The sequence below is a fragment of the Streptomyces sp. P9-2 genome (genome assembly GCF_051903975.1).
Classification (GTDB): domain Bacteria; phylum Actinomycetota; class Actinomycetes; order Streptomycetales; family Streptomycetaceae; genus Streptomyces; species Streptomyces cellulosae.
The window spans coordinates 5,145,262-5,164,854 of the sequence record NZ_CP192633.1 but is presented as its reverse complement, the minus strand read 5'-3'; the positions used below and the strand labels follow the sequence as shown (position 1 = coordinate 5,164,854).

Annotated in this window: 17 protein-coding genes; 3 read left to right on the top strand and 14 right to left on the bottom strand. The window is 71.6% G+C overall.

Translation table 11 applies throughout. From position 1 onward, the window contains the following. Nucleotides 1–40 precede the first annotated feature (40 nt). Complete coding sequence (locus tag ACQY0Z_RS23600; protein WP_275980785.1) at nucleotides 41–172, top strand: hypothetical protein; 132 nt, start codon at nucleotides 41–43, stop codon at nucleotides 170–172. Here the strand turns inward: ACQY0Z_RS23600 and urtE are convergent. The 5 genes from urtE to urtA form a co-directional block, all read right to left on the bottom strand. After that, nucleotides 162–854, bottom strand: coding sequence for an urea ABC transporter ATP-binding subunit UrtE (gene urtE / locus ACQY0Z_RS23595; protein ID WP_189902299.1), 693 nt, complete (start codon nucleotides 852–854; stop codon nucleotides 162–164). The two genes, ACQY0Z_RS23600 and urtE, sit on opposite strands and share 11 nt — an antisense overlap. 5 nt (nucleotides 855–859) lie before the next feature. Beyond that, entirely contained in the window at nucleotides 860–1,633 is a 774-nt protein-coding gene (gene urtD / locus ACQY0Z_RS23590) for an urea ABC transporter ATP-binding protein UrtD (protein WP_439812764.1), read from the bottom strand. After that, nucleotides 1,630–2,763, bottom strand: a complete 1,134-nt coding sequence (gene urtC / locus ACQY0Z_RS23585) for an urea ABC transporter permease subunit UrtC (RefSeq protein ID WP_254586030.1) — start codon at nucleotides 2,761–2,763, stop codon at nucleotides 1,630–1,632. The genes urtD and urtC overlap by 4 nt, the downstream gene beginning before the upstream one ends. Continuing rightward, nucleotides 2,760–3,644, bottom strand: coding sequence for an urea ABC transporter permease subunit UrtB (gene urtB / locus ACQY0Z_RS23580; RefSeq protein WP_254586029.1), 885 nt, complete (start codon nucleotides 3,642–3,644; stop codon nucleotides 2,760–2,762). Before urtB ends, urtC begins: the two co-directional genes overlap by 4 nt. An 80-nt stretch (nucleotides 3,645–3,724) precedes the next feature. Continuing rightward, nucleotides 3,725–4,978 (bottom strand): urea ABC transporter substrate-binding protein, encoded by a 1,254-nt coding sequence (gene urtA / locus ACQY0Z_RS23575; protein ID WP_189902307.1) that lies wholly within the window; start codon nucleotides 4,976–4,978, stop codon nucleotides 3,725–3,727. Nucleotides 4,979–5,264: 286 nt separating this feature from the next. On the opposite strand from urtA, the gene ACQY0Z_RS23570 reads away from it, so the two are divergent. After that, nucleotides 5,265–5,750: a MarR family winged helix-turn-helix transcriptional regulator gene (locus tag ACQY0Z_RS23570; RefSeq protein WP_189902309.1), complete on the top strand. Its 486-nt coding sequence runs from the start codon at nucleotides 5,265–5,267 to the stop codon at nucleotides 5,748–5,750. On the opposite strand, the gene ACQY0Z_RS23565 is transcribed toward ACQY0Z_RS23570, so the two are convergent. Both ACQY0Z_RS23565 and ACQY0Z_RS23560 read right to left on the bottom strand, forming a co-directional pair. Further along, on the bottom strand, nucleotides 5,707–6,825 hold the full coding sequence (locus tag ACQY0Z_RS23565) for a substrate-binding domain-containing protein (protein WP_254588328.1): 1,119 nt from the start codon (nucleotides 6,823–6,825) through the stop codon (nucleotides 5,707–5,709). The two genes, ACQY0Z_RS23570 and ACQY0Z_RS23565, sit on opposite strands and share 44 nt — an antisense overlap. A gap of 88 nt (nucleotides 6,826–6,913) precedes the next feature. Next, nucleotides 6,914–7,642, bottom strand: coding sequence for a glycoside hydrolase family 11 protein (locus ACQY0Z_RS23560; RefSeq protein ID WP_189902313.1), 729 nt, complete (start codon nucleotides 7,640–7,642; stop codon nucleotides 6,914–6,916). 542 nt (nucleotides 7,643–8,184) lie between these two features. On the opposite strand from ACQY0Z_RS23560, the gene ACQY0Z_RS23555 reads away from it, so the two are divergent. After that, nucleotides 8,185–8,508, top strand: a complete 324-nt coding sequence (locus tag ACQY0Z_RS23555) for a hypothetical protein (protein WP_439812763.1) — start codon at nucleotides 8,185–8,187, stop codon at nucleotides 8,506–8,508. A 22-nt stretch (nucleotides 8,509–8,530) separates the two neighbouring features. On the opposite strand, the gene ACQY0Z_RS23550 is transcribed toward ACQY0Z_RS23555, so the two are convergent. The 7 genes from ACQY0Z_RS23550 to ACQY0Z_RS23520 all read right to left on the bottom strand — a co-directional run bounded on the left by ACQY0Z_RS23550 (nucleotide 8,531) and on the right by ACQY0Z_RS23520 (nucleotide 19,401). Continuing rightward, nucleotides 8,531–10,654 carry a SpoIIE family protein phosphatase gene (locus ACQY0Z_RS23550; protein ID WP_439812762.1) on the bottom strand — a complete coding sequence of 708 codons (2,124 nt, stop codon included), beginning with the start codon at nucleotides 10,652–10,654 and terminating at the stop codon, nucleotides 8,531–8,533. 274 nt (nucleotides 10,655–10,928) lie between these two features. Next, nucleotides 10,929–11,363, bottom strand: a complete 435-nt coding sequence (locus ACQY0Z_RS23545; RefSeq protein ID WP_439812761.1) for an STAS domain-containing protein — start codon at nucleotides 11,361–11,363, stop codon at nucleotides 10,929–10,931. Nucleotides 11,364–11,537: 174 nt separating this feature from the next. Beyond that, nucleotides 11,538–11,849 carry an STAS domain-containing protein gene (locus tag ACQY0Z_RS23540; protein ID WP_254588330.1) on the bottom strand — a complete coding sequence of 104 codons (312 nt, stop codon included), beginning with the start codon at nucleotides 11,847–11,849 and terminating at the stop codon, nucleotides 11,538–11,540. Further along, nucleotides 11,849–14,302, bottom strand: a complete 2,454-nt coding sequence (locus ACQY0Z_RS23535; protein ID WP_439812760.1) for a SpoIIE family protein phosphatase — start codon at nucleotides 14,300–14,302, stop codon at nucleotides 11,849–11,851. The genes ACQY0Z_RS23540 and ACQY0Z_RS23535 overlap by 1 nt, the downstream gene beginning before the upstream one ends. Continuing rightward, nucleotides 14,185–16,005, bottom strand: coding sequence for a GAF domain-containing sensor histidine kinase (locus tag ACQY0Z_RS23530; RefSeq protein WP_439812759.1), 1,821 nt, complete (start codon nucleotides 16,003–16,005; stop codon nucleotides 14,185–14,187). Before ACQY0Z_RS23530 ends, ACQY0Z_RS23535 begins: the two co-directional genes overlap by 118 nt. A gap of 403 nt (nucleotides 16,006–16,408) precedes the next feature. Next, a complete protein-coding gene (locus ACQY0Z_RS23525) occupies nucleotides 16,409–18,037 on the bottom strand; it encodes a carboxylesterase/lipase family protein (RefSeq protein WP_439813376.1) in 1,629 nt (542 codons plus the stop codon). After that, nucleotides 18,037–19,401: an MFS transporter gene (locus tag ACQY0Z_RS23520; protein WP_254587587.1), complete on the bottom strand. Its 1,365-nt coding sequence runs from the start codon at nucleotides 19,399–19,401 to the stop codon at nucleotides 18,037–18,039. The genes ACQY0Z_RS23525 and ACQY0Z_RS23520 overlap by 1 nt, the downstream gene beginning before the upstream one ends. Nucleotides 19,402–19,593 lie beyond the last annotated feature (192 nt).

The window sequence follows — 19,593 nt, the reverse complement described above, 5'->3', positions numbered from 1 at the left end:
ACCCCACCGGTTACCCGCCCGGGTGCACACGGCGGCGGGCGTGACGGCGTACGCCCACCGCCGTGAGGAGCGGCTGCGCAAGGAGCTGGGCGCGGTCGGCGTGGTGCTGCGCGTGCACGACGCGGTGATCACCGCGCTCGCCCCGGGTGCGGTCCGGCACTTCACACACTGAGCGCCGCCCGTACCGTCCCCTCCGCCTCCGCTCCCCCGTCCCCCGACGAGGTGACGCGTCCGGCCTCCAGGACGTAGTACCGCTGGGCGGCGCGCATGGCGAAGCCGACGTGCTGTTCGACGAGGAGGACGGACAGGCCGCCGCGCCGGGTCAGGGCGAGGATCGTCTCCTCGATCTCGGCGACGACCGACGGCTGGATGCCCTCGGTCGGCTCGTCCAGGAGCAGCAGCCGGGGCCGGGTGATCAGGGCGCGGGCGAGGGCCAGTTGCTGGCGCTGGCCGCCGGAGAGCAGACCGGCCCGGCGTCCGGACAGCTCCCGCAGGACCGGGAAGAGGTCCAGCGCCTCGGCGACGGCCTCCTGGCCGTCGGGACGGCCGTCGGCGACGAGCTGGAGGTTCTCCGCGGTGGTGAGGTGCGGGAAGGACTGCTGTCCTTGCGGCACGTACGCCACCCCGCGGGCGACCCGCTTGTGCGGGGCGAGGCGGGTGATGTCCTCGCCGTCCAGCAGGACCGTGCCGGCGGACGCCGGGATGAGCCCCATGACCGTGCGCAGGAGCGTGCTCTTGCCGGCCCCGTTGTGGCCGAGGACCGCCGCGACGCCGTCCTTCGGCACCTCGACGGTCACGCCGTGCAGCACGGTGGTGCGGTCGTACCCGGCCCGCACGGACTGAATCTGCAGCATGGATCTCACGCCTCCTCGGTGACAGGAACGGCAGCCGGCTCGGGTTCGGAGGCGCGGCCCAGGTAGACCTCCTGGACGCGGGCGTCGGCCTGCACCTCGGTGACCGACCCCTCGCTCAGCACCTTGCCGGCGTGCAGGACGCTGACGCTGTGCGCGAAGGACCGCATGAAGTCCATGTCGTGCTCGATGACGACGACCGTGCGGTCCTCGCTGATCCGCCGCAACAGCCGCCCGGTCGCCTCGCGTTCGTCGTGGCTCATGCCGGCGACGGGCTCGTCGAGCAGCAGCAGCCGTACGTCCTTCACCAGCAGCATGCCGATCTCCAGCCACTGCTTCTGCCCGTGCGCGAGCACACCCGCCGGGCGGTCGCGCAGGGCGGTGAGGCCGGTGGTCTCCAGCGCCCGGGGCACCTCCTCGGGCACGCCCTTGCGTCGTCGCAGCATGGTCAGCGGGCCGCGTCCGGCACCGGCGGCGATGTCCAGGTTCTGCAGGACGGTGAGCTCCTCGAAGACCGTGGCGGTCTGGAACGTACGGCCGATCCCGAGCCGCGCGATGCGGTGCACGGGCCGCCCCAGCAGCTCCTCGCCGCCGAAGCGCACGGACCCGCTCGCCCTGACCAGCCCGGTGACCGCGTCGACCAGGGTGGTCTTGCCGGCCCCGTTGGGTCCGATGAGGAAGCGCAGGTCGCCGGGGCGGATGTCCAGGTCCACTCCGTCGACGGCCGTGAACCCGTCGAACGTCACCCGCAGGCCGCGCACGGTCAGTCCCTCGCCGCTCATGCCGCTCCTCCCGTCACGGGGTCATGGGTCGTACGCCGTTTCCGCCGCAGTACGGTCACCAGCGAGGCGAGTCCGCCGGGCAGGAAGCCGACCGCCACCACGAACAGCAGCCCCTGGAGGTACGTCCACGCGGCCGGGTAGGCGTCCGACAGGGTGGACTGCGTCCAGGCGACGGCGACCGCGCCGAGCACCGCGCCCAGCAGGCTGGCCCGCCCGCCGACGGCCGCCCCGATGACGAAGCCGATGGACGGCACGATGCCGATCAGCGCCGGGGAGATGATGCCGACGGCGGGCACGAACAGGGCGCCGGCCAGTCCCGCCATGCCGGCCGCGACGACGTACGCGACGAGCTTGACGTTGGCGGGGTTGTAGCCGAGGAACCGTACGCGCTCCTCGGAGTCCCGTACGGCGACGAGGAGTTCGCCGTACCGGCTGACGAAAAGCTGGCGCGCGGCGGCCATCAGCAGCAGGAGCACGCCGGCGACGATGAGGTACACCATCCGCTGGTTGACCGGGTCGTCGAGGTCGTAGCCGAAGAAGCCCTGGATGTCGGTGAGGCCGTTGGTGCCGCCCGTGGTGGCCTGCTGGCCGACCAGCCAGACGGCGAACGCGGCGGCCAGCGCCTGGCTGAGGATCGCGAAGTACGCGCCCTTCACCCGGCGGCGGAACACGAAGAAGCCGAGCAGCGCGGCCACCGCCATCGGCAGCAGCACGGTCGCCGCGAGGGCGAACGCGGGGTCGGCGAACGGCTTCCACCACCAGGGCAGGGCGTCGCCGGTGCCGTACAGCTGCATGAAGTCGGGCAGGGTCTGGCCGGTGACGGCGGCGTCGGCCAGCTTGAGGTGCATCGCCATGGCGTAGCCGCCGAGCCCGAAGAAGACGCCCTGGCCGAGGACCAGCAGCCCGCCGCGGCCCCAGGCGAGGCTCACGCCGACGGCGACGACGGCGTAACACAGGTACTTGGCCAGGAGGTTGAGGCGGAAGTCGGAGAGGACGAGCGGGGCGATCCCGAGCAGGAGCACCGCACCGAGGAGGAAGGCGCCGGGGACGCGGAAGCGTTCCAGGAACGGGGGCGCGGTGACGGGGGGTTCCGTGGCCGTCGTTCCGGCCGGTGAGGTCGTTGTGGTCATGCGAGGCTCCGGGTGCGCAGTGTGTACAGGCCCTGGGGTCGCCACTGGAGGAACACGACGATCGCGACGAGCACGACGACCTTGGCGACGCTGACGGTGGTGGAGTACTCCAGGACCGACTGGAGCACGCCGAGCGCGAAGGCCGTGATGACGCTGCCCTTGAGCTGGGCGATGCCGCCGACGACCACGACCAGGAAGGCGTCGACGATGTAGTTGGTGCCCGTCGTCGGGCCGATCGGACCGACCAGGGTGAGCGCTACGCCGGCCACGCCCGCCAGGCCCGAGCCGATGAAGAAGGTGGTGCGGTCGACGCGTCCGGTGGCGATGCCGGACACCTCGGCCAGGTCGCGGTTCTGGACGACGGCCCGGATGCGCCGGCCCAGCGGGGTGAGCCGCAGGATCAGTGTGAGGGCGAGGACGCACAGCAGGGCGAGACCGAGGATGAACAGCCGGTTGTTGGCGAGGGTGACCCCGCCGACGGTGATGTGCCCGGTGAGCAGGTCGGGGGCGGCGGTCTGCACGTTGGGGGCGCCGAAGACGTCCCGCGCGAGCTGCTGGAGCATGAGGGAGACGCCCCAGGTGACCAGCAGGGTGTCCAGCGGACGGGTGTAGAGCCGCCGGATGAGCAGCCACTCCAGGAGGGCGCCCATCGCCCCGGCGACGAGGAAGGCGAGCGGCAGGGCGACGAGCAGGGAGACGCCCGCGCCGCTGACCGCCTGCTGGAGCACGTACGTGGTGTAGGCGCCGGCCATGATGAACTCACCGTGCGCCATGTTGATGACGCCCATCTGCCCGAAGGTGAGGGTGAGTCCGAGGGCGATGAGCAGCAGCACGGCACCGATGCTGATGCCGGTGAAGGACTGGTTGAGGACGACGGTCATGAGGCGGCTCCGGATCGGGGACGGACGGAGTCAGGCGGGGACGGGCGGGGCGCGCGGGGGCGCGCGGGGGCGCGCGGGGCTCAGGAGAGGCCGGAGGCCCAGTCGTAGCCCTTGAGGTACGGGTCCGGCTCGATCGGCGCGCCCGAGTTCCACACCTCGGTGATCAGGCCGTCCGCGCCGACCTTTCCGATGCGGGCCGTCTTGTGGACGTGCTGGGTGGCGCCGTCGACGGTGACCTTGCCCTCGGGGGCGTCGAAGGTGATGCCGTCCGCGGCGGCCTTCACGTCGGCCACGTCGAAGGAGCCGGCCTTCTCGACCATCGCCTTCCACAGGTACACGGAGACGTAGGCGGCCTCCATCGGGTCCGAGGTCGGCTTGTCCTTGCCGTAGGCGGCCTGGTAGGCCTTCACGAACCTGTCGTTCGCGGCGCCGGGGGTGGTCTGGTAGTAGTTCCAGGCGGTGAGCTGGCCCTCCAGATACTGGGTGCCGATGCTCTTGACCTCCTCCTCGGCGATCGACACCGACAGCACCGGCAGGCTCTTCGCGGTGAGCCCGGCAGACTTGTACTCCTTGAAGAAGGCGACGTTGCTGTCGCCGTTGAGGGTGTTGAACACGGCGTCCGCGCCGGCGTCCTTCACCTTGTTGACGAGGGTGCCGAACTCGGTGGAGCCGAGGGGCGCGTAGTCCTCGCCGACCACCTCCATGCCGTTGGCCTTCACGTACGCGCGGATCTCCTTGTTGGCGGTGCGGGGGAAGACGTAGTCGCTGCCGACCAGGTACAGCCGGGTGAGGCCCTGCTTCTTGAGGTAGTCGAGGGCGGGCACGATCTGCTGGTTGGTGGTGGCGCCGACGTAGAAGATGTACGGGGACTGCTCCAGGCCCTCGTACTGCACGGGGTAGAACAGCAGCGACTTGTTGCGCTCGAAGACCGGCTTGACGGCCTTGCGGCTGGCGGAGGTCCAGCAGCCGAAGGTGGCGGCCACCTTGTCGTCGGTGATCAGGGTCTGCGCCTTCTCGGCGAAGGTGGGCCAGTCGGAGGCGCCGTCCTGGCTGACCGGCTTCAGCTTCTTGCCGAGGACGCCGCCGGCGGCGTTGATCTCCTTGACGGCGAGAAGAAGCGCGTTGTGCACGGTGACTTCACTGATGGCCATGGTGCCCGACAGTGAATTCAGCAGGCCCACTTTCACGGTGTCGCCGGACGTGTCGGCTTTCGCGCCGGAGGCGGAGGACGTGTCGCTGCCGGTCTTGGCGCCGCACGCGCCGAGAGCGGCGGAGGTGCCGAGGACGGAGAGGCCGGTCAGAAGACCACGCCTGCTGATACCGATGCCGGACATGCGGAACCTCCTTGCCCAGAAGGGCGATTGAGGGATGGGAGGACGGAGCGGGGGGACCCTCCGGGCCGGTCGCCGAAGTGCGTCCACAGCCTGGGGCGGAACTGTTTCCCCGGTGTTTCCGCGCAATTGACGAACCGTATCCAACGGCATTCGGGCGCGCCTTTATTGCTTCCGCGGGAAAGGATCAGTTCGCGTCAATGCGCTGTAACGCGGGTGACGTTGGCGGGTACGCTCGACGCGTCCCCAGGGCGGGGACGTACCCTCTGAACGCATGCTGAGGAGTGCGATGGCGAGGCGGCCCCGGCGGCCCGAGGAACTGCTTCATCTGCTGACACGGGCCGAGCGTCTCTCGGTGGAGCGGATCCGGTCCGTGCTGGACGAGTTCGGCTGTTCCGTGGAGGCGTGGCGGGTGCTCGACCTGCTGTCCGACGGCACCGGGCACACCATGACGGCCGTCGCCGGCCACGCGTTCCTGCCGGCGCCGACGCTGACGAAACTGGTCGACCAGCTCGTCGACCAGAACCTGGTGTTCCGCCGTGTCGACCCGAGGGACCGGCGCCGCGTCCTGGCGCAGCTCACCCCGCGGGGGCTGGAGCGCTGGCAGCAGGTGTCGGGCGCGGTGCGGGCGCGGTGGACGGAGGCGGGGCCCCTGACCCCGGAGGACGAGGACGTCCTGCGGAGGCTGCTGGCCCGGCTCGGTGACGCGTGGGAGGAGACGCCGGACGGGGTCACAACAGCTCGTGCGGGGCGCGCAGCTGAGCGAGGACGTTGAAATCCAGCCCGTCCGCCTGGGCGAGGTAGACGCGCTGGCGGACATGCCGTCCGTCGAGGCCGAGCAGTCCGCGCGGGCCCTCGTAGCGGACGTCGGCGGCGGTCGCGCCGATGGCGGACACGTCGAGGGTGCGGGCCCGTTCGACGAGCGCGGCGAGCAGCAGCACGCCTTCGTAGCAGGACTCGCCGAGGCTGCCGGGCACGGGCGCGTCGACGCCGAAGCGGGCGGCGTAACTGCCGTGGAAGTCGAGGGTGTTGCGGTCGGCGAGCGAGGCGAAGTATCCGGCCGTGCTGAAGAGGTCGACGGAGGCCTCGGGCCCGCCGGCGAGGAGCATGTTCTCGTCCATCAGCGTCGACAGCCGCAGACAGCGCCGGTCGAGTCCGGCGGCGGCGAACGCGCGGTTGAAGCGGACGGCGTCGCTGCCCACGAGGAGCACGATCACCCCGTCGGCGTCGGCGCGCTCGATGCGCCGCAGCAGCGCCGCGAACTCGTGGGCGCCGAGCGGGAGATACGCCTCGCCGCAGACGCGTCCCCGGCTCTCACGGGCGTAGCGCCGGGCGGCCCGGGCGGTGCGCCGGGGCCACACGTAGTCGTTGCCGACGACGAACCAGCGGCGCACACCTCGCTCCTCGGCGAGCAGCCGCATCGCGGGCAGCAGCTGCCAGGAGGGCGTCTCGCTCGTGAGGTAGACGCCGTCGGTGCGCTCGCCGCCCTCGTACAGGGCGGTGTAGACGTACGGCACGCGGTGCGCGATGCGCGGGGCGACGGCCTGCCGTACGGAGGAGATGTGCCAGCCGGTGACACCGTGCACGGCGCCGGTGGCGACGAGGGCCTCGACCTCGTCGGCGACCTGCCGTGGCTCGGCGCCGCCGTCGACCTCCAGCAGCCGCAGCTCCCTGCCGAGCACACCGCCGGCCCGGTTGACCTCCTCGGCGGCGAGCCGCGCGCAGGATTCGCAGGTGGGGCCGAGGATTCCGGCGGGCCCCCGCATCGGGTACACGAGGGCGACGTTCAGCGTCGACCCGTCGGCCGTGAACCACTCGGGGACGCGGAGACGGGGCGGCGGCCTGTGCATGGCCCACATGATGGCGGCCCATGTGGTGCTCCCCAACCGGCGGTTCGCAGGGTGAGACCGCCGGCCGGGGAGGGCGTGGCGTCCCGGGTCAGCCGGAGACGGTGATGGTGGAGCTGCCGCTGCTCTGGTAGCCCTCGGTCGCCAGGATCATGTAGTACCGGAAGTCACCGAGGTTCATCCCGGCGCGCGCCCAGGCGTCGAAGTGGTTCCCGGTGGTGATGGTGCCGGAGCCGCTGGTCACCTTCTGCTGGCGGACGCTCCAGTACTGGTCGAAGGTGCGGGTGCCCTCGACGGAGGGGGCGTTGTACCGGGTCGTCTTGTAGATGTCGTACGTTCCCCCGTCGCTGTAGACGGTGCCCCGGAACTCACCCGTGGGCCGGTAGCTGCCCCAGTTGTCGACGATGTAGTACTCGACGAGCGGGTTGGAGGTCCAGCCGTAGAGGCAGCCGTAGCCGTTGCCCGACGGGTTGAACCAGCCGTTGTACCGGACGGTCCGGCGCCCGCCGTTGGCCCAGCCCTTGCCGGCCACGAAGTTGCCGCAGTTGGTCCACCGCGTGCTGTAGCTGCCGCCGCCGTTGAGCGTCATGGAGACGGAGCCGCCGCCGTCGGTCCAGAACGAGTAGTACATGCCGTCGTACCCGGTCTGGTTGGTGGTGATGGTGGTGGCGGCGTGCGCGGTGCCGGGCAGCAGCAGCCCGGACCCGGCGACGGCCGCGGCGGCGGTCGCACCGGTGCCGACGAGGAAACCGCGCCGGCTCAGGCCCATGAAGGGGGGCGGGTTCTGCTCGGACTCGTACCGCTTGCCGTCCTGGTTCATGCGTCCTCCCGATGAAGGCTGGTGGGGGGCCGGGCGGCTGGTGCCACCCGCTGCCTTGCAGGGCCGACCTCCGTGGCCCAAGTGACGCCCGGAGCACGGGGGTTGGCTGTCGTGCGGTGGCCACAGTGTTCGTAGGGCGACATGGGCGTGTCAACAGTTTCGGCAAGCTTTCGGAAACTTCGTCTTCACACTTCGGGGTTGGAGCGATTCATTGGCGCAGGTCACCCGGCATGGCGGCCGCACACCCTCACACGGGTGCATGCATGACCAAGCGATCGACTCGCAAGCACCTGCACCGGCAACGAAAGTTTCGTCGCGTCGGACACACCCCCACGGCCGGGCCGCCCCGCGATGGCGAAGTCCGCCCCGGGACCCACGAAAATCGGCCATCGTCGAGTGCGCGCTAGATCGAGGGTGGCCGGCGCCAGGGCCTGTGGATCGAGGAGCGGCTCGGGCGTCCGGTCGTCCGCGCGTGGAACGCCCTCGTACAGACGACCCTCGCGGCCAAGGGCAGGCCCGCGGGCGCCGCGGGACGCCTCGCCGTGCCCGTGGCCGGCACCGATCCGGCCGCCAGGAAGCTGTTCATGGAGCTCGTCGACGACACCGGGTTCGATCCGGTCGACGCGGGCACGGCCGACGACGCGTGGCGCATTCAGGCGGGGACCCCGGCCTACTGCACCGACCTGGACGCCCGGCAGCTCCGCCGGGCCCTCACACTCGCCGATCCCGAGGCCGCGCGGGTACGGCGGGAGGCGGTCCCGGCCGTCATCGGCTCCTGGGCACCGGACGACCGGACCTTCGAGGACATCGTGGCGCTCAACCGCGCCGCGCCCGGACTGCACCGGCTTCTCGGCGAGCACGTCTGACCCCATCGCCCGCCGGCCGGGGTCACACCCCTTCCGCGGTCACCACCAACGCCGCCTGGTCGTCGTCGACCGTCCGCCCGTTCGTGAACGCCCGGATGTCCTCCGTCAGCTTCCGGACGATCTCCGCCGCGGTGGGGTGGGCCGGTGTGGAGGCCAGGATCTTGGCCAGGCGGGCGTCCCCGTACCGTTCCGTGCCCGCGGTCCGGCACTCCGTGATGCCGTCGGTGTACAGCACCAGGCTCTCCGTGGGGCGCAGCGTGAAGCGGACCGCGTCGAGGCGGGGCGGGACGCCGATGCCGATCAGGCCGCCGTGGGCCTCGACCGGGGTCACCGTGTGACCGGAGTCGAGCAGGAGGGGCAGGGTGTGGCCCGCCCGGACCAGTTCGACGGCGAGGCCGTCCTCGGCCGGCGTGAGATGGCCGTAGACGAGCGTCACGAAGCCGTTGTTCTGCTGGGAGTTGCGGTCGTTCAGCGCTCGGTCGACGGCCTTGACGACGGCGACCGGGTCGTCGAGGAGCGGGGCGACGGCGCGGGCCGTGTGCCGGACCAGCGCCGTCGTGGTGGCGGCCTTCGCGCCGCGTCCGCAGACGTCCCCGAGGACGAAGGACCAGCTGCCGTCACCGCGGGGGAAGACGTCGTAGAAGTCGCCGCCGATGTCGAGCCCTTGGCCGGCCGGGTGGTAGAAGGCCGCCACCTGCGCGCCGGGGACGTCGGGCAGGTCCGGCAGCAGCAGACCGGTCTGGAGGTCGCGGGCGAGGGCGGCGCGCTGCGCGTACTGGCGCGCGTTGTGCGCGGCCGAGGCGGCGCGGCGGGCCACCTCCTCCGCCAGCGCGATCCGGTGGCCGTCGAGCGCCGCGTCGTCCGTCGCGTAGAGGCTCAGCACGCCGAAGGGCTGCTCCCGGTCCATGAGCGGCACGCAGAGGTATCCGGTGACGCCGAGCTCCTTCCACAGTCCGGGGCCTGCCGGGGTGCGGCGGGCGACCTCGGTGAGGCCGGTGGCCAGGACCCGCGCGACGGCGTCGTCCTCGGTCTCCCGGAAGGTCTCCCGGACGGCATGGGGGGACGCGAGCAGTTCACGGGCGCGCCCGGTCGTCGCGGCGGCCGCCACCCGGCGCACCCGCCCGGCCTCCAGGACGTCCACGGCGGCGAGCGGCGCCAGCGCCGGGACGGACAGCTCGGCCAGGCGGCGGAGCGTCTGCCCCTCGTCCAGCGGTCCTGACAGCGCCGTGCTGACGGTCAGCAGGTAGGAGAGGTCGTCGCGGGCCGCCTTCTCCCGGGCGTCGGCCGTGCGTCTGTCCCGCTCGGCGTGGTGCCGTTCGACGGCGAGCGCGGCGGTGTCGACGAACATGGCGGCCAGCGCGAGGTCGGCGTCCTGCGGGGCGCGCGGTGTGCGGTGGTACATCGCGAACGTGCCCAGCACCCGCCCGTCCCGCCCGAGGATCGGGGTGGACCAGCACGCGGCCAGGCCCGCCCGGGCGGCCAGCTCACGGTAGTCGTTCCACAGCGGGTCGGTGGCGATGTCGGTGACGATCACCTTCCGGCGCCGGTGCGCGGCCGTGCCGCAGGAGCCGACGCCCTCGCCGGTGGCGATGCCGTCGATGGCCTGGTTGTAGAAGGCGGGCAGGCTGGGCGCGGCGCCGTGGTGCAGACGCCGGCCCTCCTCGTCGGCGAGCAGCACCGAGACGATGACGTCGGGAGACAGCTCCTCGATGACCCGGCACATGCCCTCCAGCACCTCGGGCAGCGGGGCCTGACGGGCGATCTGCTCCAGGAGGGCGCGCTGCTCGGCGGCCAGCCGCCGGGCGTGCTTGGCCTGGGTGGTCTCGACACCGATCAGGCGGACGCCGACGACGTTGCCGCCGGTGTCGCGGCGGGCCTCGTAGGTGAAGTCGAAGTACGCCTCACGGGCCCGGCGGCCGACGCCGATGACGACGCGGGTGTCCCGGCCGACGTGCCGCTCCCCCGTCCGGTAGACCTGGTCGAGCAGCCGGAGGAAGCCCTGGGCCTCCAGTTCGGGCATCAGATCGCCGAGCGGCACCCCGGTGCGTTCCCGTTGTCCGCCCCCGATGGCGGTGAAGAACGCAGGGTTCGCGGCCTCCAGCACATGGGCAGGGCCCGCCATGGAGGCGAACAGCGCGGTGGACATGCCGAACAGTACCGACAGGTCGTCGTCGGGGGCCCGTACCGCCGGTGACGGGCGTGTCCCCTCCCCTGTCCGCGGTTCCCGCTCAGGTCTCATCTCGTCCCCTCCGCCGCCGCGTACGCCGGCCCGGCGCCGCCTCCCCCCGCCACCGGTCCGTGTTCGCCGCCGGACCGTGTGTCCTGGCGTCCCGGCTGCCCCGGACGGCGCCTCCCATGACGGAATGTGGCGCAACGAACGGGAGCGGGGCGGGCGGGAACGTCCGCCGGTGACGGGCGGGTCATCGGGACGGACCGGTCCCGCCGGACTCGCCGTCCCCGGCGTCGCCCGACTCCCCGGGCTCCCGCGCGTCCCCGGCGTCCACCGCCGCCAGCGCCTCCGCCACCGTCTCGTGCACAGGCAGCAGCTCGGCGATCCCGGTCACGGTCACCATGCGCACCAGCCGCTCGGGCACGCTCGCGACCCGCAGCGAGCCGCGCGCCTCCTGCGCGGTGTGCAGCAGGACGATGAGGGTGCTGAGGCCGGTGGAGTCGACGAAGTCCACCCCGCCCATGTCCAGGACCAGGTGCCGGGCGCCCTGCGTGAGCGCGGTCAGGGCCTCCGCCCGCAGCAGGGGCGCGGTGTGCAGATCGACATCTCCGGTGACGGCGACCACGGCTGTGTGCTTGCCGGTGTACCGGACGGTCGTGTCGAGGGCGTCACTCACCTGGGGCATCTTTCTCGGGCGGTCGGGCTCCGGTACGGAGTGCGGCGGCGGGCGTCGCCGGCTTACGGAAGTCCGGAGAGGGTGCGTGTCCGGAGTGGACGGGTGTCCGGAGCGGGCGGGTGTCCGGAGTGGACGCGTGTCCGGAGCGGGCGGGCATCTTGCGGTTTCCCCGGTCCTGGCCGGTCAACCCTGCGGCGCGTCCCGGTCGCCGGCGCGGCGGACCGTGGCGAGACCGGCGAGGCCCGACACCGTGAGCACCGGCTCGAGCAGCGGCGGGACGACGAGTACGAGTCTCTCGGCGTGGGCGAACAGCACGCTCAGCCCCGCGCTGTCGAGGTACTCCACCTCCGTGAGGTCGACGACGAGGGGGCCGGGGCGGCCGTCCAGGGCCTCGGCGAGACGACCGGCGTTGCTCATGTCGATCTCGCCGCAGACGGCGAGACGTTCGGCGCCGTCGGGACCCCGTCCGGGCGCGAGCGTGAGCGGGGTTGTCATCAGGCGATCCTCATCTGCATGTCGACGGTGGTTCCCGAGGGGCCGGGAGAGACGGTGACCTGCTGCATCATCGCCCGCATCAGGGACATGCCCCGGCCGCGGTGCGCGTTCGCCGCGGGCCGCGGGTCCTTCCACCGTCCGCTGTCGGCCACCGTCACGCGCACAGTGTCCACCAGCGCCACGGCACGCAGCCGTACGTCGTCCCCCGGCGCGTTCCGGTGGCCGTGCTCGATGGCGTTGGCGCACGCCTCGCCGGCGGCGACGAGGACGTTCTGCACCGCGTTCGGCGGCAGTTCGCACTGGGCGAGCCAGCTCCGCAACGCCCGTCGCACGGGCGCGAGTTGGGAGGACTCGGCCGGGAAGGTGATGTCCAGCGGGGCGGGGTGGCGGTACAGCAGCAGCGCCACGTCGTCGTCATGACCGCCGTCCGGCGCGAGCCGCGCCATCACCGCGCCGGCGAGCTCCTCGACGGGCATGTCGCGGCCCTCCTGCACGGCGTCTCCCGCCCGCTCGATGCCGGTGCTGAGCGGCAGCCGCCGGCGTTCGACGAGACCGTCGGTGTAGAGCAGCAGCGTGGCCCGGGCGGACAGGGAGCACATGGCCTCGGGGCGCGTACGGCCCGGCCGTACGGCGAGGGGCAGGGCACGGCCCTCCTCCAGCAGCCGTACGGTGCCGTCGCGGTGGACGAGGATGCCGGGCGGGTGCCCGGCGCTGGAGTAGGTGAGTTCCCCGGAGGCGGGGTCGAGCACACCGCAGAACACGGTCGTGCACAGCGCGCCCGTCACGCCGGCCGCGAACTGGTCGAGCGCCGCCAGCGTGCGGCCGGGGCTGGGGTCCTGGAGCAGCAGGGCGCGGCAGGCGCTGCGCAGCTGCCCCATGACGCTGGCCGCCTCCAGGCCGTGTCCTACGCAGTCGCCGACGACGATGCCTATGCGCCCGTCGGGCAGGGTGACGGTGTCGTACCAGTCGCCGCCCACCTCCAGCGGCCGCGAGGCGGGTTCGTAGCGTACGGCGAAGCCGTCGGGGAGCCGGGCGGGGCCGAGGATGGCGCGCTGGAGGGCGATCGCGGCCTCGCGCTGCTGGTCGATCTGGTGCGCCCGCACCAGGCCCTGCGCGAGATGCCCGGACAGCAGCGACAGCAGCAGCTGGTCCTCGGAGGTGAACGGCCGGTCCCCGCCCAGGTCGACCCACAGGGTCAGCGGGCCCTGCGGGTGTTCCAGCAGGACGCCCGCGCCGCTGTGCTCCGTGACCACGGTGAGCGGGGGTCGGCCGCGCAGCGCGTCGAGCCGTTCCCGGCGTCCCTCCGGCAGGTCCGCCCAGCACAGGTCCGGGTCGGTCGCGGTGAGCGCCGGGGTGTCGTCGCCGTCGAAGACGGCGGCCAGCACGACGTCCGCGTGCCACAGCGACCGCAGCTGGTCGAGGGCGCCGGACAGCGCCTCGGGCATGCTGGACGCGCGGGACAGGGAGGTGCTGAGCGCGGCGAGCGCCGTCTCGCGCTGGACGGCGTAGTGCTGGGCGGTGACGTCGCGGAAGGTGCCGACGGTGACGCGGCGTCCGGTGTCCGGGTCCTCGGCCTTGTTGTAGGTGACCGCGATCCACAGGCGGCGGCCGTCGCGGCGGGTGACCGGCACGGTGTACGAGCCCCGCGCGTTCTCCAGCAGACCGGCGAAGGCGTCGCCGACCTGCTCGTGCGCGCCCGGATCGGCGTCCGCGTCCGGCCACCAGGGGTGGACCGGGGCGTACGGCAGGTCCTCGGTGCCGTAGCCGAGTATGTCGGTGAAGGCGGCGTTGATCTCCACGACGGCGCCGGACTCGTCGCAGACGAAGAACGCCTCCTGGAGCGAGTCGACGAGCGCGGTCCGCCAGCGCAGATGGTGGCCGCGCAGCCGGGCCAGCTCGACGTTGGCGCGGACCCGGGCGAGGAGTTCGGCGGCGGCGAACGGCTTCACCAGGTAGTCGTCGGCGCCGGCCCGCAGCCCCTCGATCGACGCCTCCTGCCCGGCCCTGGCCGACAGCAGCAGCACCGGCACGGAGGCGGTACGGGAGTCGCCACGCAGCCTGCTCACCAGCTCGAGCCCGTCCAGCCGGGGCATCATCACGTCGCTGACGACGAGGTCGGGGGTGCGGCGGCGGGCGGCGTCGAGGGCCTCGACGCCGTCGGTGACGGCGGTGACCTCGTAGCCCCCGGCGGTCAGGATGCGGGTGAGGTACTCGCGCATGTCGGCGTTGTCGTCGGCGACCAGGACGCGCGCGCTGCGGGTGGGACCGGCGTCCGAGCCGAGCGGCCCGGCCTCCCTCCCCTCCGGGCCGCCTCCGCCCGCCACGCCCTCCGCGCTCACCGGGAGCCGGCGGAGGGCCTCGTGGACGTACGGGTCGGCGGTGGCGGAGGCCCTGGTGCCGGCCGGTTCCGACACCACGGAGCCCTCGGGCAGGTGCGCGGTGCCGAACGGCACGCGGACGGTGAAGGCGGTGCCCTGGCCCTCGGCGCTCTCGGCGTCGATGGTGCCGCGTGCAGCGCGACGAGTTCGCGCACCAGCGCCAGTCCGATGCCGCTGCCTTCGTTGGACCGGGAGCGGGCGTTCTCGATGCGGTGGAAGCGCTCGAACAGGCGGGGCATCTCCGCCTCCGGCACGCCGGTCCCGGTGTCGGCGACGGTGACGACGGCGTGCGGACCGGAGCGGCGCACGGTCACGCGGACCGTTCCCTCGAAGGTGAACTTCAGCGCGTTGCTGAGGAGGTTGAGGATCACCTTCTCCCACATGGTGCGGTCCACGTGGACCGGTTCGTCCAGGGCGGGGCAGTCCACCTCGAAGGTGAGTCCGGCCCGTTCCACGGCCGAGCGGAAGACGCTCGCCAACTCCGCCGTCACCGCGCCCAGTTCGACCGGCTCGTAGCGGGCCTGCATCCGGCCGGCCTCGATACGGGAGAAGTCCAGCAGGGTGTTGACGAGTTTGCCGAGCCGCAGCCCGTTGCGGTGGATGGCGTCGAGCTCGGTCCGTACGTCCTCGCCCGCGTCGGCGAGACGGGTGCGCAGCTCCTCGACCGGGCCCATGATCAGGGTGAGCGGGGTGCGCAGCTCGTGGCTGATGTTGGAGAAGAAGGTGGTCTTGGCACGGTCCAGCTCGGCCAGTTCCTCGGCGCGCCGCTGCTGGGCCTCGTAGCTGCGGGCGCTGCCGATGCCGGAGGCGATGTGCCCGGCGGCCAGCTCGACGAACCCCCGGTAGCGCTCGTCGAGGTCGCGGTAGCGGTTCAGCCCGGCGACGAGGAAGCCGTACGGGGCGCTGCCCTGCTGGAGGAGAGGGACCACGAGCGCCTCGACGGGCGGCTCGGGCCGGCCGCCGCCGGACGGGCCGTCGAAGGGGGCGCCGGTCAGCGGGACGAGCCGCGCCTCCCCGTCGGCGAGCGCGGCGACGGGCCACACGCCTTCGCAGCTGGATAGAGGAAGTACGGAGGGTGCGAAGGGGGTTCCGGGGGTGACGCCGGTCGCGCCGGCGAGGCGGGCGTCGTCGCCGTCGAAGAGGTAGGTGAGGGTGAAGGGCAGGTCCCGCGGGTTGCGGGAGAGCTGCCGGTCGGCGAAGGCCAGCACCTCCTGCTCGGTGCGGATCACGCTGGGGTCGGAGCCGAGGTCGCGCAGGGTGGCCATGCGCCGCCCGCCGATCACCCGCTCGGTGTCCTCGCTGACGACGCACAGCATGCCGACGACGTCGCCGTTGTCGTCGCGCAGCGGGCTGTAGGAGAAGGTGTGGTAGGTCTCCTCGGTGTAACCGGACCGCTCCAGGAAGAGGAGCAGCCCCTCGTCCCAGGTGGCGCGGCCCGTGGTGAGCACGGCGTCGATACGGGGGCCGATGTCGCCCCAGATCTCCGCCCACACCTCGCCGGCGGGCCGTCCCAGCGCCCACGGGTACTTACGGCCGAGGGTGTCGCGCCGGTAGGCGTCGTTGCAGAAGAAGGTCAGCTCCTCGCCCCACGCCATCCACATGGGGAACCGGGAGGAGAGCAGGATGCTGACGGCCGTCTGCAGACTCTGCGGCCACTCGCGCGGCGGGCCGAGCGGTGTGGCCGCCCGGTCGACGCGGGCGAGGTGCGCGCCGACCTCCGGGTCGGAGGTGAACACCTGCGCGTCGACGCCGTCTCCCGGCAGCCCTGAACGCTCCACGCGACACCCTCTTTCTCATGCCGGACCGTGGCTCGGCCACGCGCGTGCCGTGCCGTGCGGGGCGCCGGGGGTGGGTCAAAGGGCGAGCCGCCGGCACCGGTCCACGACGAACGCAACGTGCCCCCGATCAGGCGAGCGACACCCCTGTGTCGCACCATGTCGGAAGGCTCACGCCGGTAGCGCGGCTCAGTCCTCCTCGACGTGGTGGTCCGGAGGCCGCGCGGACCGCCTGGGCCTCGCCGGCGGTCCGGGCGTGTGTGGCATCGCGCCGCCGATCACCGCGCGGCTGCCGGGACTGGGCACGTCGACGTCGTGGCCGGGTGCGGCTTGACCCTCCCCCCACGTCAGGCTTGAGGCCGTGTCCGATGAGAAGGGAGTGGACGACCGGGCGGCGCGGGGCTTGCTAGCTACCTGGTGAACCAGGCTGGACCGTTGCACTCCGGTCCCCTGCGTCGAAGAGGACACTGCGCGGCCACTGCTGCCATCGAGTGCCCAGGCCCGAATGCTGCGGGGTGCCGGTGCGTACGAAGGTCCGGATGCTGTCGATCATCAGTCTGGACAACTGCAGTCGCCCCGGTTCGTTCTTGGTGCTGAACGCGAAGGTGAACAGCCCTTCGTCGAACGTGTGGAACACGAACGGCAGATCCATGGCGTGCGCCGCGCCGTACACCTGGTCGAACGGTGCCGGTTCCTGGTTCCATCCGAACTGGTAGTAGTACACGTTCTTGTTGCCGGCCGCCTGTACCGAGTTCAGGGAGTCGTGGGCGATGCCGGTGAAGATGAGGTCGGTCAGACCGTCCGCCGCCTCGTTCCAGCCTCCGGGCCCGTCGACGGGAAGGTACGCGTCAGCGATGAAGTCGCGCACCGTGAACGGAGAGGGCTTGTCGGGGTCGAAAGAGTACTGCGAGGTGAAGCGCTGGTAGTCGGTGGGCCGGAAAGCGCCGATCGTCGATCCGAAGAGCTTGCCCTCCTCCAGGGTGTTGCCGGCCAGGATGGGGACATTACGGAACTTGCCCGCCCTGATGGCGGCGTGGTGATCCGTGGGCAGAACCGTGCCGTCCGCGATGACCGCGGGTGGGTCGCCGACCTTGGAGCCTTGGCGGACTTGCGCGCGGATGATGTCGTCGGCCGGCATCGATCGCAGTCGGCGCACAGTGTCGTCCGGGTCTTCGCCCGTGGCGGCTGCTTCGTCGACGAGGCCGTCGGCGTAGGCGCGCGCCTTTTGCGGGGTGGTGAACAGAAGGCCGCCGCTGAGCGGGATCGCCTTGTCGAGCAGCCCCTCGCTGAGGGGAGAGACCATGAGGGCCCACACGTTGACGGCACCGGCGGACTCGCCCATCACCGTCACGTTCGAGGGGTCGCCGCCGAAGGCAGGGGCGTTGCGGTTGACGAAGCGAAGGGCTTCGATCTGATCCAGCGTTCCGAAGTTTCCGGAGTCGTTGACCGGGTTGCCTGTCTTCAGTCCGGGCAGGTCGAGCCATCCGAAGGCGCCGAGCCGGTAGTTGACGGTGACCACGACCGCATCGGTCCGGCGTGCCAGGGCGCGCCCGTCGTACATCGGGTCCGCCGAGTAGCCGACCACGTTGCTTCCCCCGTGGATGAACACGATGACCGGCAGGTTCTTCTTCGCGTGCGAGGGGCGGAATACGTTGAGCGTGAGGCAGTCCTCGGAGCCGACAGGTTTGCCGAGGCCGTCGCGGACGTCCAGTCCGTAGTGAGGGCCGGACGGGGCCGGGCTGAACATGCGGCCCTGCTGGATGCAGCCGTTGCCGGATGTGTCGGCCTCACGCACGCCCCGCCACGGCTGATGAGGGACCGGGGCTTTCCAGCGCAGCGGCCCCACGGGGGGCTCAGCGTAGGGAATGCCCAGCCAGGAGTAGGTTCCGGTCGACCGGCTCTGGTCGATGCCCCGGACCTTCCCCAGATCGGTCTGCCGTACGACGGATGCTCCGCCGTGTGCCAACGCTGTGCTCATCGATGCGGCTGCCAGCACCATGCCGAGCAGCACGGCGCCGACTCGTCTTGTCAGCATCACGGTTTCCCCTCCATCTGAACACTGGGCTCCGCCAGCGGGGTGCTGGGCTGCGACTTGCTGTCTTCCTTGCTCACCGTGCGCCGGAGCAGCGGAAGGAGCAGCACGCCGAGAACTGCCCCTCCGATCAGCACGGCATACCCGCCCGCCTCGCTGCCCCGGCCTTCGGCGAAGCCGTACAGATAGGGGCCGGTGAACCCGCCGAGCAGTCCGACCGTGTTGATGAACGCGAGCCCGGCCGCGGCCATCAGCCCGGACATCCGTGCCATGGCGACCGACCAGTACAGGGGCAGGACCCCGATCAGCAGCATCATCGCGACGTCGATCAGCAGGATGCGGGCGACCGGACCGTCCGCGAGGGTGTAGGCCACCGCCACCAGTACCGTGGTGACGGTGACGCCGGTGAGGACGTGGAGTTCACCTGAAGCCCGCCGGTGGAGCCAGGGGATGACGAGGACGCCGACCAGCGCGCCGATTCCGGCGCTGCCGCTCACCACACCGATGACGAAGGATCCCTCGACACCGAGGCTTTCGACGATCGACGGGAAATTGTACTGGATCGACACGCTGTTGATCTGGTTGGCGAAGTAGATCAGCGCGAGTACGAGGATGAACGGCCGGCCGAACGCCACCTTGGCGTTGCCCTTCAAGGTGGCGTGTGCCGGGGCCGTGTGCACGACAGCGCGCTCGTTCAGCACCGCGGCCTCCTGCGCGGAGAGCCACGGCGCGTCCGACGGCCTGTCGGGCACCCAGCGCCATACGACGCCCCCGACCACCATCGTGATGGCGCCCTCGATGAGGAACATCCATTGCCAGCCGAACAGCCCGGCTGCGCCGTTCAGTTCCATGAGCGCACCGCCGAGCGGACCGCCCAGGGCGAGGCCGGCGCAGACGGCAAGGTAGAGGATCCCCACCACCGTCACCCGCTGCTGCTGCGAGAACCAGATGGTGACGATGTACATGAGGGCCGGGTACAGGCCGGCCTCGGCCGCTCCGAGGAGGAACCGGACGATGTAGAAGGAAAGCTCACCCTGCACGAACATCATGCAGGCGCAGAGCGCACCCCAGGTCACGGCGATGCGGGTGATCCACCGTCGCGGCCCGACACGATGCATGATCAGGTTGCTGGGCACCTCGAGAAACGCGTAGCTCAGGAAGAAGATGCCTGCGCCGGTGCCGTACGCCGCGACGCTGATCCCCACGTCGGCCTCGAGCGAGGTCTTGGCCAGGCCGACGTTCGTACGGTCCACAAACGCCATGAAGTAGGCCAGGCACAGGATCGGCAGCAGGTGGAATGCGGCCTTTCGGCTGGCAACCGCATGGATGCGATCGGTGTCGGTCTCTACGGGCTGCTGCTGATTCACGACCGGGCTCCAGAGGCTTGATGCCGGATGCCGCGATACGTCACTGCGTGTACTCCGTGTGCGACTCTCACGAGGTCTCCCTTGGTTCAGGCGGCTCTCCGCACTGCCTGATGTGGTCGCCGTCACTGTAGGGAGCTGTGCATGACCTCATGAGGTTCGGATCGTCCATAGTTGTCGGCCCCCGGGTGGAAC